General features: G+C 35.4%; 11 protein-coding genes. 8 read left to right on the top strand and 3 right to left on the bottom strand.

The window, feature by feature from the left end:
- Positions 1 to 133: 133 nt before the first annotated feature.
- From infB to rimP, 3 genes are all read right to left on the bottom strand, one after another.
- Positions 134 to 3118, bottom strand: a complete 2985-nt coding sequence (gene infB, locus KIK00_RS17175) for a translation initiation factor IF-2 (RefSeq protein WP_255813582.1) — start codon at positions 3116 to 3118, stop codon at positions 134 to 136.
- 76 nt (positions 3119 to 3194) lie between these two features.
- Positions 3195 to 4430, bottom strand: a complete 1236-nt coding sequence (nusA, locus tag KIK00_RS17170) for a transcription termination factor NusA (RefSeq protein ID WP_047097519.1) — start codon at positions 4428 to 4430, stop codon at positions 3195 to 3197.
- Between the two features lie 16 nt (positions 4431 to 4446).
- On the bottom strand, positions 4447 to 4914 hold the full coding sequence (gene rimP, locus KIK00_RS17165; protein WP_255813581.1) for a ribosome assembly cofactor RimP: 468 nt from the start codon (positions 4912 to 4914) through the stop codon (positions 4447 to 4449).
- A gap of 215 nt (positions 4915 to 5129) precedes the next feature.
- Between rimP and KIK00_RS17160 the strand changes: the two genes are divergently transcribed.
- The 8 genes from KIK00_RS17160 to KIK00_RS17125 all read left to right on the top strand — a co-directional run bounded on the left by KIK00_RS17160 (position 5130) and on the right by KIK00_RS17125 (position 13937).
- Positions 5130 to 6443, top strand: coding sequence for a UDP-glucose/GDP-mannose dehydrogenase family protein (locus tag KIK00_RS17160; RefSeq protein WP_255813580.1), 1314 nt, complete (start codon positions 5130 to 5132; stop codon positions 6441 to 6443).
- A gap of 4 nt (positions 6444 to 6447) precedes the next feature.
- On the top strand, positions 6448 to 7527 hold the full coding sequence (gene rfbB / locus KIK00_RS17155; protein ID WP_255813579.1) for a dTDP-glucose 4,6-dehydratase: 1080 nt from the start codon (positions 6448 to 6450) through the stop codon (positions 7525 to 7527).
- Positions 7528 to 7653: 126 nt separating this feature from the next.
- Positions 7654 to 8517: a glucose-1-phosphate thymidylyltransferase RfbA gene (gene rfbA, locus KIK00_RS17150; protein ID WP_255813578.1), complete on the top strand. Its 864-nt coding sequence runs from the start codon at positions 7654 to 7656 to the stop codon at positions 8515 to 8517.
- Positions 8518 to 8691: 174 nt separating this feature from the next.
- Positions 8692 to 9540: an ABC transporter permease gene (locus tag KIK00_RS17145; protein ID WP_255813577.1), complete on the top strand. Its 849-nt coding sequence runs from the start codon at positions 8692 to 8694 to the stop codon at positions 9538 to 9540.
- A gap of 33 nt (positions 9541 to 9573) precedes the next feature.
- Positions 9574 to 10833, top strand: a complete 1260-nt coding sequence (locus KIK00_RS17140; protein ID WP_213277819.1) for an ABC transporter ATP-binding protein — start codon at positions 9574 to 9576, stop codon at positions 10831 to 10833.
- A gap of 43 nt (positions 10834 to 10876) precedes the next feature.
- The gene (locus KIK00_RS17135) at positions 10877 to 11284 is read left to right on the top strand and encodes an FdtA/QdtA family cupin domain-containing protein (protein ID WP_047376502.1); all 408 of its coding nucleotides are present in this window, start codon (positions 10877 to 10879) and stop codon (positions 11282 to 11284) included.
- On the top strand, positions 11274 to 12053 hold the full coding sequence (locus KIK00_RS17130; RefSeq protein WP_255813576.1) for an acyltransferase: 780 nt from the start codon (positions 11274 to 11276) through the stop codon (positions 12051 to 12053). Before KIK00_RS17135 ends, KIK00_RS17130 begins: the two co-directional genes overlap by 11 nt.
- Positions 12054 to 12062: 9 nt before the next feature.
- Positions 12063 to 13937: an acyltransferase family protein gene (locus KIK00_RS17125; RefSeq protein ID WP_255813574.1), complete on the top strand. Its 1875-nt coding sequence runs from the start codon at positions 12063 to 12065 to the stop codon at positions 13935 to 13937.
- The last annotated feature ends 1 nt before the right edge of the window (position 13938 follow it).

Here is a 13938-nt window from a genome sequence, read left to right as displayed (position 1 = left end):
TTTTACTTTTAATTCGCTTTAACAAATTATTAATAATTTAAAAAAAATTATTTAGAATGGTTATAAATTACCAGGGTATAAAAATAAAAAAACCACTTTATAAAAAAGTGGTTTTCACATATTTAGGATATATTTATTTCAGTTTCTTCTTAACTGCTACTTCTTCGTAAACTTCAAGAATATCTCCGATTTCGATGTCATTATAACCTTTTAGATTCAGACCACATTCGTAGCCTTTTGTGACTTCTTTAACATCATCTTTGAAACGCTTCAAGCTTTCAAGTTCACCGTCAAATTTAACAATTCCATCTCTTAATAGACGTACTTTTGATTGTCTTGTAACTTTTCCGGTAAGAACCATACATCCGGCAATGGAACCAACTTTAGAAATCTTGAATACCTCACGGATTTCAACATTACCTATTACCTGCTCCTGAATTTCCGGAGAAAGCATTCCTTCCATTGCTTCTTTTACCTCATCTATAGCTTTATAAATTACAGAGTACGTTCTGATTTCAATTTCCTCACGGTCTGCAAGCTCTTTTGCGTTAGCACCTGCTCTCACGTTGAATCCAATGATAATTGCATCTGATGCTGCTGCTAAATTGATATCAGATTCAGTGATCTGTCCTACACCTGAGTGAAGAATTTTCACGCTGATTTCCTCTGTTGACAATCTTTGTAACTGATCGGAAAGTGCTTCCACAGAACCATCCACGTCACCTTTAAGAATAATATTCAATTCTTTGAATTCTCCTAAAGCAATACGTCTTCCTAATTCTTCAAGCGTTGTATGTTTTTTCGTTCTGATAGAAAGTTCTCTCTGAAGCTGCTCTCTCTTGTTAGCAATAGCCTTACCTTCACTTTCGTCAGCATATACACGGAATTTATCACCAGCTGTTGGCGCTCCGTCCAAACCTAAGATTGTTGCAGGAATTGAAGGCCCCGCTTCCACAAGGTTTTTCCCTCTTTCATCAAGTAAAGCTTTTACTTTACCATGATTTTTACCCGCTACTACATAGTCTCCTACTCTTAAGGTTCCGGTTTGTACTAGCATTGTAGCAACATAACCTCTACCTTTATCTAAAGACGCTTCAATAACAACACCGTTTGCTGAACGGTCAGGATTTGCTTTTAGTTCAAGCATTTCAGCTTGTAATAAAACTTTCTCCAATAATACATCTACATTATTACCAAACTTCGCTGAAATTTCCTGCGCCTGAACATTTCCTCCCCATTCTTCAACTAAAACCGGAGGGTTTAAGCCTGAAAGTTGCTGACGAATGTTATCAGGGTTTGCATTTGGTTTATCAACTTTATTGATTGCAATAATCATTGGTACCTGTGCAGCTTGAGCGTGAGCAATTGCTTCTTTCGTTTGTGGCATAACATCATCATCGGCAGCAATTACAATAATCGCAATATCCGTGATCTGTGCACCTCTCGCTCTCATTGCCGTAAAGGCTTCGTGACCAGGAGTATCTAAGAATGTAATTCTCTGACCGTTTTCCAGTTTCACGTTATAAGCACCAATGTGCTGAGTAATACCTCCAGATTCACCTGCAATTACGTTAGTTTTTCTAACATAATCCAATAATGAAGTTTTACCATGGTCAACGTGTCCCATTACAGTAACTACCGGTGCTCTTGACACCAAGCTTTCTTCGCTGTCGATTTCATCTTCGCTATCGCCTTCTTCAAGGTCAGCATCCGAGAATTCAATTTTATAACCAAACTCATCTGCTACCAATAATAAAGTATCAGCTTCAAGTCTTTGGTTCATGGTAACCATTACCCCTAGTGAGAAACAAGCAGAAATTACTTCAGTTGGAGAAACGTTCATCAAACTTGCCAATTCACCTACAGTGATGAATTCTGTTACTTTAAGAGTTCTGTCTTGTGCTTCAAGCTCCTGCTGACGCTCATCCTGCTCTCTACGGAAAGTTCTTTTGTCTTTTCTGTGTTTTGCAGATTTAGATTTACCTCCTTTATTAGTAAGCTTTTCTAATGTTTCTTTGATCTGGTTTTTAACTTGCTCGTCAGTCAGCTCAACTGGCATAACTCTTTGTCCAGGTCTGTTGTTCTGGCCGCCTTTTTTGAAGCCGCCTCCACCTTGTCCCTGACGGTTTCCACCACCTTGGTTATTTCCAAAACGGTTTCCGCCCTGGCCTTGGCCGCCCTGACCTTGAGGACGATTTCCTTGTCCTCCCTGACCTTGACGGTTTCCTCCTTGTCCACCATTGTTATTATGTGGACGGTTTCCTCCTTGCCCTTGACCTTGTCCGCCTTGGTTATTATTTCCTGAGTTTTGATTGTTCCCCTGACCTTGTTGGTTATTCTGGCCACCAGGTTTTTCAATTCTCTTTCTTTTCTTTTTTGCTCCAGAACCTGGTTTTGGTGCAAATTGAGTCAAGTCGATCTTTTCTCCCACGATCTTAGGACCGTCAAGTTTTTGATACACTGTCTCAATTTTCTGAGGCTCCTGAGATTCAGGCTCAGCTTCTACTTTTGGAGTTTCCACTTTTTTCTCCTCTACAACAGCAGGTTTTGGAGTTTCTTTTACTGGTTCCACAGGTTTAACTTCTTCTTTTTTCTCCTCCATTTTTGGCTTGTCTTTTTTCACAGGTCTGTTTCTAGATTCTATTTGAGACAAATCAATTTTATCCAAAACTTTGAATTCCTGTTTTTCAGGAGCTGTTTTAACTTCCGGCTGTTCTTCTTTCACGATTTCTTCTTTCTTTTCTTCAACCGGTGTCGCAACAGGAGCCACAGGAGCTTCAGGAGCTTCCTCAACTTCAGGCTTCTTAGGTTCTAAATCTATTTTACCTAAAATTCTAGTTTCTGGTTTATTTGCTTTAGCTCTTATCACTTCAGGGGTTTTCTTTTCTTCAATTTCCAGTTTTTCTTCCGGAACTTTAGTGATCACCACCTCATGGGAAGCCTTTCTTTGTTCGCCATCCTTAGCAAACTCAGCCTCCAATGCAGAATATGCCGATTCTTCCAATTGAGCGTTAGGATTGCTTTCAACCTCGAAACCCCTTGACTGTAAAAACTCTACTAATCTGGACATCGAAATGTTAAATTCCTTAACCGCTTTATTTAATCTAATTTTTGGCATCTATATTATTTACTGTTTTTTAATTTTTAAAATTAAAGTATTTCCTTTTTACTGTTTATTAAAATTTATTTAAATCTTAATCTTCAAATTCTTCTCTCAAAATACGTTTTACCTCTTCGATTGTTTCTTCTTCAAGGTCTACCATATTTAAAAGACTTTCAGTTTCTTTATCCAATACTGATTTTGCAGTTGTAAGTCCTACTTTCTTAAACTCATCCAAAATCCACTGCTCGATATCGTCATTAAATTCTCTCAATTCAACATCGTCATCCTCGCTGGACTCTCTGTATACATCAATTTCATATCCTGACAACCAAGAAGCCAGTCTAATATTCTGTCCTTGTTTTCCAATTACTTTAGAAATCTCTTCAACAGGAGTATATACTAATGCATAGTTTTGATCCTCATTGATGTCAATTTTATTGACAGTAACGTTTCCTAAAGCTCTCTTCACCAAAATCTCAGGGTTTTTAGACCACTGAATAACATCGATGTTCTCATTTCTCAACTCTCTTACAACCCCATGAATTCTGGATCCCTTAACACCTACACAGGCACCTACCGGATCAATTCTGTCATCATAAGCATCCACTGCAATCTTCGCCTTTTCACCAGGAATTCTTACTACTTTTTTAAGCATAATTGTTCCGTCCTGGATCTCAGGAATTTCCAGCTCTAATAATTTCTCAAGGAATTTAGGTGCAGTTCTGGAAATAATAATCTGCGGTTTAGAACCTTTAAAGTCTACTGTTTCAACAATAGCTCTGATATTCTCACCCTTTTTAAAGAAATCGGATGGGATCTGGTTTTCTTTTGGTAAAATAAATTCATTTCCTTCATCATCCAACAGAATCACATGCTTGTGACGGATATGGTGGATTTCACCAACAACAATTTCCCCAATTTTATCTCTAAACTGCTCGTACAGCATTGCATTATTGTGCTCCTGAAGTTTTGTAGCCAGAATCTGCTTAAGGGTAAGAATATTTCTTCTTCCCAACTGTGCAACAGGAATTTCCATTGTAAAGTCCTCACCTACTTCGAAGGTAGGGTCAATCTTCTTTGCTTCAGAAATTTCAATTTCCAAATCATCATCTTCAGACATTTCGTCTTCTACAATTGTTTTATTTAAAAATATCTGAAAATCTCCTTTATCCGGGTTTACAATCACATCAAAATGATCATCTGAATCAAATCTTTTTCTCAAAAGAGTCTTCAGTGAATCTTCAATAATTGCCATAAGATCAATTTTACTGATCCCCTTTTCGTCTTTAAAATCACCAAAGGATTCAATCAACGCTATATTATCCATCTATTCTTTTTTCTTTTTAAAATTTAATTACTACTAATGCTTTCTTGATTTCGGAGTAAGAAATCTCTTTCTCCTCTTCTACATCTACTTTTCCTTTTCCGATATCTTTCGGCTTACGGTAACGCAAAGTAAGTGTGATCTTTTCATCATCTACTTTTGACAATTCTCCTTCTATTTTAGAAGAATCCTCCAACATCACCTCAATCTCTCTTCCAATGTTTTTACCGAACTGTCTTGGTGTGGATAATGGCTCGCTCAATCCGGCAGACATCACCTGAAGGCTGAAGTCATGCTCTTCACGATCCATATTGAATTCTATTGCACGGCTTGCATCAAGGCAATCCTGCAGTGAAACTCCGTTATCACCATCTAAAATTACTGTAATATCATCCCCTGCAGAAATTTTAAGATCAATAAGAAACAGATCTTTTCTGGTCTCAAGGAATTCATTTAACAATTCGTCAATTCTTTTTCTAAACTCCATATAATTTTATCTTGATTTACAGTACGAAAAAAGGCTTTCTTCCGAAGCCTTCCCATTTTTTCCCGTAAATCCATTGCAAATATACGCATTTTTTCCAAAAACACAAAATTATCTTAAGTATCAAGCAAATAGCGTCAGATTCATTTACAATAAATTAAAGGAATATGTCACAGGATTTTTATTACTTTTGTCTTTAGAATTTTAAAACAAACATTTTGAATATAACGATTGTAGGAACAGGTTATGTAGGACTAGTTACAGGAACTACTCTGGCAGAACTTGGCAATTCAGTATACTGTGTTGATATTGATGAAAAAAAAGTAGAAGGTTTGAAAAACGGCATTGTTCCCATCTATGAGCCGAACCTTGAAGAGATGTTTTTAAGAAACATTCAGTCTGAAAGATTATTTTTCACTACCGATCTTAAAGAAGCCTTAGACAAAAGCGAAGTAATATATCTGGCATTACCAACTCCTCCGGGAGAAGACGGCTCTGCAGATTTATCTTATGTACTTCAGGTAGCCAACAACATTGGCGAGATGATGACAGAATACAAAGTTGTCGTCAATAAAAGTACGGTTCCTGTAGGAACTGCGGACAGGGTAAGAGAAACAATCTCTTCCAAAACAAGCCTCCCTTTTGATGTAGTTTCAAATCCTGAATTTTTAAGAGAAGGTTTTGCCGTTGAAGACTCTATGAATCCCTCAAGAGTAGTGGTAGGTGCCAGCTCAGAAAGAGCAAAAGACATCATGTCTAAAATTTACCAGCCTTTTACCAATACGGGAATTCCAATCATCTTTATGGATGAGAAATCATCGGAGCTTACAAAATATGCTGCGAACTCATTTTTAGCTGTAAAGATTACCTTTATGAACGAAATTGCAAACTACTGCGAAAAAGTAGGCGCAGATGTAGATAAGGTAAGATTAGGAATGGGTAGTGATGACAGAATCGGGCATAGATTCTTATTCCCGGGAATCGGATATGGAGGAAGCTGTTTTCCTAAAGATGTAAAAGCTCTTATAAAATCCGGAAAACAGGAAGATTTTAATTTTCAGATTCTTGAAGCTACTGAAAATGTAAATACCACACAAAAAGTAATTTTAGTGTCTGAAATTGAGAAATATTTTGGTGGCAATATAGAAGGAAAGAAAATTGCAATGTGGGGACTTGCCTTCAAAGCAAATACAGATGATATCAGAGAGGCTTCATCTTTAGACAATATTGCTCTTTTACTGGAGAAAGGGGCAAACATTATAGCATATGATGCTGTTGCAGAAAGCAATGTTCAGAAACTCCTGGGCAGCAAAATACAATATGCCAAAGGGATGTATGATGCACTGGAAGACGTTGATGCATTATTTATTGCTACAGAATGGCCAGAGTTTAAAAATCCTAATTTTGAGCTTATGGCTAAAAAAATGAAAAACAAAGTCATTTTTGACGGCAGAAATATGTACCCATTGGAAATCCCTGAACAAAACGGATTTCATTATAAAAGTATAGGAAGAAAGACCATCTCAAAATAAATAAATGAAAAACATTATCATTACAGGAGGCGCCGGCTTCATCGGCTCCCATGTTGTAAGAGAATTTGTGAAAAACAATCCGAATACCACGATCATCAACCTTGATGCTCTTACCTACGCCGGAAATCTTGAAAACTTAAAGGACATTGAAAATGAACCTAATTATGTTTTCGAAAAAGCAGATATCACAAACCCGGAAGAACTTAGAAGAGTTTTTGAAAAATACAATCCGGATGCTGTTGTACATTTAGCCGCAGAAAGTCATGTAGACAGAAGTATTACTGATCCTATGGCCTTTATTAACACCAATGTAAACGGAACCGCTAATCTTCTGAATCTTTGTAAAGAGTTCTGGACATTAAACCCGGATCACACTCATGGGAGATTTCCAGATGAAAAAAGAACCAACCTCTTTTACCATATTTCCACTGACGAAGTATATGGAAGTCTGGGTGAAACAGGATTCTTTTTAGAAACAACTGCATACGACCCACAATCTCCATATTCTGCTTCAAAAGCAGCTTCCGATCATTTGGTAAGAGCTTACGGAAATACATACGGAATGCCGTTCATCGTTTCCAATTGTTCAAATAATTACGGCCCGAATCATTTCCCTGAAAAATTGATTCCTCTTTGTATTTCAAATATTATCAACGAAAGACCTCTTCCTATTTATGGTGATGGGAAATATACCAGAGACTGGTTATTTGTAATTGACCACGCCAAAGCAATTCATCAAATCTTTAAGGAAGCAAAAACTGGTGAGACTTATAATATCGGAGGATTCAATGAGTGGCAGAATATTGATCTTGTAAAAGAACTGATCAAGCAAATGGATGCTAAACTGGAAAAACCAGCAGGCTATTCTGAAAAACTGATTACGTTTGTAAAAGACAGACCAGGCCATGACAAACGTTACGCTATTGACGCAACAAAGCTAAATAAAGATTTAGGCTGGAAACCCTCAGTAACCTTTGAAGAAGGACTGGGAAAAACAATTGACTGGTATCTGGAAAACAAAGAATGGCTTGACAATGTAACTTCAGGAAATTATCAGGATTACTATAACAAACAATACAGCTAAACACCTGGCTATTGAGAAAAATAAAGAATAGACTGAAATAAATTTTTATTCTTTATCACAACTTCTGAATAGCAAAAGAACTTCAACTTATAACACAAAAGAAATAAGCGTAATACGCACCACCAAATGAAAGGAATAATATTAGCCGGAGGATCCGGAACAAGACTTTACCCTCTAACGATTGCCGTGAGCAAGCAGCTGATGCCTGTTTATGACAAACCCATGATTTATTATCCGCTTTCCACACTTCTTTTAGCAGGAATCAAGGATATTCTGATCATCACCACACCACACGACCAGGAAGGTTTTATCAAGCTTTTGGGTGATGGTTCTCAAATTGGCTGTAATATAGAATACGTTGTACAGCCAAGCCCTGATGGTTTAGCACAGGCATTTATTTTAGGGGACCAATTTATCGGCAATGACTCTGCTGCACTGGTACTGGGCGATAATATTTTCTATGGCTCCGAAATGGGAACTTTACTGAAAAATAAAACCAATCCCAATGGAGGAGTTGTTTTTGCCTATCACGTTGCTGACCCGGAAAGATATGGTGTGGTAGAATTTGACAAAGACTTAAAGGCAGTTTCTATTGAAGAAAAACCTCTAAATCCTAAGTCAAATTATGCAGTACCTGGTCTTTACTTTTATGATAACGATGTGGTAGAAATTGCTAAAAACATCAAGCCTTCTGCAAGAGGTGAACTGGAGATCACCGATATCAACAACGTCTATTTAAAAAACGAGAAACTTGAGGTTGCTGTTCTCGACAGAGGTACTGCATGGCTGGACACCGGAACTTTTGACTCTCTTCATGACGCTTCAGAATTTGTAAGTGTTATAGAAAAAAGACAAGGATTTAAAATCGGCTGTATTGAAGAAATCGCGTTCAGGAACAAATTCATCAATGAAGAAAAACTGCTTGAAACCGCAGTAAAATACGGCAAAAGCGGCTATGGCGAATACCTGAAACAACTTATCGGCAAATAACAAAAACAATTTATAAAAATCATAGACTATTGGCTTTATGGCCAATAGTTTTTGTTCATACCGCCAATTATCAATATATTAGTTGTTGATTTTTAGTTTTATTTATTATGAAAATTTATAAACGAAAAGATACGGTAAGAATTAATTATTATAAATTTGCAAAAACTTACACAGATGAATGAACCACAACAGAAGTGGACTGAGACGATTGATGCAAATCATTCGTTGTTTGACTTGAAGCTAAAAGAAGTCTGGAAATACAAAGATCTTGTTTATATGTTTGTAAAAAGAGATTTTATATCCAGTTTTAAGCAGACTATTTTAGGACCTATATGGTTTTTTATTAATCCCATTCTAACAACTATAGTATATCTGGTTATTTTTGGAAGAATTGCCAAGCTCCCAACAGATGGGGCTCCACCTCTTCTTTTTTATCTGGCTGGCGTTACTCTTTGGAATTATTTTTCTTCCTCTTTACTGGCTACATCCTCTACTTTTACAGGAAATGCCGGAATTTTCGGAAAAGTGTATTTTCCAAGACTGGTTACCCCGCTTTCTATTGTCATTTCTAACCTTATGCGATTTGGAGTACAGTTTGTTCTATTCATCCTTGCATGGGCTTATTATTACAATAAAGGAGAAGCCCATCCTAACATCTGGATTTTGGCAACTCCATTTCTTATATTCCTGATGGCACTTTTTGCATTAGGAGTTGGAATGATATTTTCTGCCCTTACTACGAAATATAAAGATTTGGCAATGCTACTGGGTTTTGGGGTAAGCTTATATATGTATGCAACTCCAGTAATATATCCTGTCTCATCATTACCGGGATTTTTTAAAAAATTAGCTTACTACAATCCTTTGACAGGTATTTTTGAATGTTTTAAATATGCATGGATTGGTGTGGGAGATTTCTCCCCTGCTATGCTTGGGATCAGTACTGGTATTATTCTTATCCTTTTAATGATAGGAATTGTTGTATTCAATAAGGTTGAAAAAACTTTTATGGATACCGTGTAATTATTTTCTTTTAAAAATTTAAATTAAAAAAACATGCTGGCTTTAAAAGCAGAAAATATATCTAAACAATACCGCCTGGGACAAGTCGGGACAGGAACTCTTTCTCATGACCTTAACAGATTCTGGCATAAAGTAAGAGGAAAAGAAGATCCTTATCTTAAAATTGGAGAAGCAAACGATAGAACTACAAAAGGAGATTCAGAATATGTATGGTCTCTTCGCAATATTGATTTTGAAATCGAAAAAGGAGATGCTGTAGGAATTATTGGTAGAAACGGTGCAGGAAAATCTACATTATTAAAAGTTTTAAGTAAAGTCACAAAACCTACAACAGGGCGGATTTATACCAACGGAAGAATTGCCTCTCTATTGGAAGTAGGAACAGGATTCCACCCTGAAATGACGGGAAGGGAAAATGTCTTTCTTAATGGAGCCATCCTGGGAATGACAAGAAAGGAGATCAAGAGAAAATTTGATGAAATTGTAGATTTCTCAGGGGTTGAAAGATATATTGATACTCCTGTTAAAAGATATTCTTCGGGAATGTACGTTCGTCTTGCGTTTGCTGTAGCAGCGCACTTAGAATCTGAAATTCTTATTGTAGATGAAGTTCTGGCAGTTGGAGATGCTGAATTTCAGAAAAAATGCCTTGGAAAAATGAATGATGTAACAAGAGGAGAAGGCAGAACAATTCTTTTTGTGAGTCATAATATGACGGCCGTTAAAGAATTATGTACAAAAGGAATTCTTTTAAACCAAGGGCAAATTGATTATCAAGGTGATATTCTTAGCACAATTATAGAATATCAAAAAAGCAGCGCAAGAGAAAGCTCTTATATTTATAACGGAAATCTTGATGAAGCTATAGGCAATGAAAATATCAGGGTAAAAGAATTTTCAGTATCTCCTATAAACGGGGACTTGTTAGATATTGATTCCGGAGTGCATGTAAAACTTGTCTTTCATAATTACTGTCCTGACATTACACTTGATACAACCTTTGAATTGAAAAACTATGATGAGTTAGTCATTTTTCATGTTGGAAAATTTGTTTCAGCAAAAGGAGATGCAAAAGTAGGTGAATATACTGTAGAATTTGATATTCCGACAGGGCTTCTAAATGCAGGAAATTATTATTTTAGACTTTATTTTGGAAAAGATCAGAAAACGCTTCTATATGGAATTGATAATTTTATTGGATTTGAAGTAGAAAATGTAAAAGTAGGAAACATCATGTATGTTTACCCTGGAGTAACCAGACCTCAATTTGAATATAAAGTACAAACACCATAACTACCTATAACATTCGTTTTATCGTCTTATCAAAAACAACTTTATGACAGGCCCTCACATAATAAATTTAAACAAAATAGGTTCTCCCGAACTTGGATATATCACTATTTCTGAAGCACAGAAAGATGTACCTTTTGATATTAAAAGAGTATATTGGACTTATTATACCCCACAGGATGTAAGCCGTGGAGGACACGCCCATAAAAACCTTCAACAACTAATTGTTGCCGTAGCAGGAACAATTACGTTCAATACAGAAGATAAAGATGGGAAAAAAGAAGTTTTCGTATTAGACAGTCCCAATACAGGTTTATATATTCCTAAATTAGTATGGAGAGATATAAAGTTCAGTCATAGCGCAGTATTATTATGTTTGGCATCCGAACTTTATGATGAGGATGACTATTTTAGAAATTATCAAGACTTTAAAGATTACCCAAATGAAATTTAATAACAAAAATGTTTCTATAAGCGATAAAGCCAGAATAGGCAAAAATGTAAAAATAGGTGACAATACTGTAATCTATGACAATGTTGTTATTGGAGATAATTCCATTATTGCTAATGATTGTGTTATCGGAGAACCGCTTAATGATTATTATTTTAAAGATGATTATGTAAACCCTGAAACAATAATCGGTGAAAATGCATTGATAAGAAGTCATACTATCTTATATGCAGGTTCTCGTTTCGGAAATAATTTTTCTACCGGCCACAGGGTTACGATAAGAGAGAACTCTGTTTTCGGAAACAACTGCAGATTGGGGACTGTTACAGATATACAGGGACATGTTACTTTTGGTAACAACTGCTGGCTTCACAGCAATGTACATATTGGTCAAAAGTCTACCATAGGAAATTTTGTTTTCATTTATCCTTATGTAGTATTTACCAATGACCCTACTCCTCCATCAGATGTATGTATAGGTGCTACTATCGGAGATTTTTCTCAGATAGCAGTCGGTACTGTTTTATTACCAGGAACGGTAATAGGAAAGCATTGTTTGGTAGGTGCACAATCTCTTGTAGGGGGCAATTATGAAGATTATTCTTTAGTTCTTGGGAATCCTGGAAAAAAAATCAAGGATGTTCGTGAAATGAAATCAAGAGAAACAGGAAAATCCCATTACCCTTGGCCTTATAACTTTTCAAGAGGTTTACCTTGGGAAAAAGAAGGCTTTGAAGAATGGAAAAAAGAAAACGGATACGAAAACGATTAAGTAAAATAATTGAAAAACAATAGTTTCAGATACGATATTTCTTTTCTGCGTGCATTTTCAGTACTCGCAGTACTTTTCTATCATTATAAATTTCAATGGTTTAAATCCGGATTTATCGGTGTCGACATATTCTTTGTTATTTCAGGGTTTTTAATGACCAAAATTATTTTGTCATCCTTTGATAAGGGAAGCTTTAATCTCTGGGATTTTTACAGAAGAAGAATTATTAGAATTATTCCTGCACTTTTAGGAGTAGTAGCGGTTTTCTCATTAGTAATATTTCTTTTTCTTCAACCGCAGATTGTCAACTTTTTTAGAAGTGCTTTTTCCAGTGTCCTATTTTTTTCTAATATTTATTATTATCTGAATAACGGATACTTCGACTCATCTTCTCAATACAACTTTCTATTACATTCATGGTCTCTTTCTGTCGAATGGCAGTTTTATTTAATCTATCCGCTCATATTACTTCTCTTAAAGAAATTATATACCACCAAAAAAAATATCTTTATTGCAGTCTTTTTAGCATTAGCCTTTATTTCATTTGGTGCTATGCTGATTCATAGCAATTATGACCCGGATTTTTCCTTTTACATTTTTTATCCAAGAGCCTGGGAAATGATGTTAGGTGGATTTGCATTTTTATTGGAAGACAAAATACAACGTATTCCGAAAAAGGTAAAGCTAGTATTGGCTTTGATTTCCCTTTCAGTGATAATATCTTTTATTTTTCTATTTCATGCCTCTTCGTGGCCATCGTTGTACACAACAATTCCGGTGTTTTTTACAGCAATGCTTATCAGCCTGAATTATGAATTCATTGCGTACAAAAATAAAATAGTTACCTACCTGGGAAATATATCTTATTCCCTGTATCTCTATCACTGGCCATTGTATGTATTGATCCTATTTTTTGAAGTGGATACCAGTTTGAAATATCGTGTTCTAACAATATTTGTTTCATTTATTCTTGCCATATTTTCCTACGAGGGAATCGAAAAAAGAAACTATTCTAATAAAGCTAAATCTGTTCTGGCAGCAAGTCTGATTATATTCATTTTTTCATTCTCAATTACAAAAGTAGATGCTGAGAATTATACGAATGAAAATAAAAATCTGATCAATATTACTTCAAGCTATAAGTACAGCAAAAAGGCTGAAGATCAATATAAAATTGATACCAAGCACCTTACTCATAAAAAGGACTATAAAACGATTATACAGAATTTGGATATTCCTGTATCTGATAAAAGAAATGTTGTTCTTTTAGGAGACAGCCATGCAGGAATGTTTTCTGAAACAGTTAATAATATCTTTGCAGATAAAAAAGATATTAACCTTATTCAGATTACCGCAGATGCTACTTATCCAATGGAAAACTCTAAAGGCATTTATCCAAATCCCGTACAGTATTTCAATTATATATTCAAGGAGTATTTTCCAAAATATTACAAAAATATAGACCTTATTATTATTAATGCTAATTATTCAGGATATCCTGAAAAAGAGATAAAAAACAATCTTAAAACAACCGAACAATATTTTTCAAAATATAAAGTACCTACTCTTTACATAGGCATGACTGATTTCTACGTGATAGATTTTCCAACATATTACTATATCAAGAAAAAGTATAATGCCAATATGTATACAGAGGAAAAGAAGATCAAAGAGACTGAAAAATTCAATACTTTTTTAAAAAACTATCTGGGTGATCAATATATTGACCTGTTGAATGTAAAGATTGATAAAGTATCTCCAGAAAACTATCCTTACATATATGACACCAATCATTTAACACTGTTTGGTACAGAACAATACAGAAATATTTTATCACAAAGAATATACAAAACACTGAATATCAACACAAATAAAGATTATTAAA

It is taken from the genome of Chryseobacterium sp. MA9 (assembly GCF_024399315.1).
Lineage (GTDB): Bacteria > Bacteroidota > Bacteroidia > Flavobacteriales > Weeksellaceae > Chryseobacterium.
Note: the sequence above shows the minus strand (reverse complement) of the source record. Positions and strands in the feature narration are given on the sequence as shown.

Excerpts from the sequence above, each read along its gene's own strand:
- infB (WP_255813582.1), bottom strand. The coding sequence starts at position 3,118 with ATGCCAAAAATTAGATTAAATAAAGCGGTTAAGGAATTTAACATTTCG.
- nusA (WP_047097519.1), bottom strand. The coding sequence starts at position 4,430 with ATGGATAATATAGCGTTGATTGAATCCTTTGGTGATTTTAAAGACGAA.
- rimP (WP_255813581.1), bottom strand. The coding sequence starts at position 4,914 with ATGGAGTTTAGAAAAAGAATTGACGAATTGTTAAATGAATTCCTTGAG.
- rfbB (WP_255813579.1), top strand. The coding sequence starts at position 6,448 with ATGAAAAACATTATCATTACAGGAGGCGCCGGCTTCATCGGCTCCCAT.
- rfbA (WP_255813578.1), top strand. The coding sequence starts at position 7,654 with ATGAAAGGAATAATATTAGCCGGAGGATCCGGAACAAGACTTTACCCT.
- KIK00_RS17145 (WP_255813577.1), top strand. The coding sequence starts at position 8,692 with ATGAATGAACCACAACAGAAGTGGACTGAGACGATTGATGCAAATCAT.
- KIK00_RS17140 (WP_213277819.1), top strand. The coding sequence starts at position 9,574 with ATGCTGGCTTTAAAAGCAGAAAATATATCTAAACAATACCGCCTGGGA.
- KIK00_RS17135 (WP_047376502.1), top strand. The coding sequence starts at position 10,877 with ATGACAGGCCCTCACATAATAAATTTAAACAAAATAGGTTCTCCCGAA.
- KIK00_RS17130 (WP_255813576.1), top strand. The coding sequence starts at position 11,274 with ATGAAATTTAATAACAAAAATGTTTCTATAAGCGATAAAGCCAGAATA.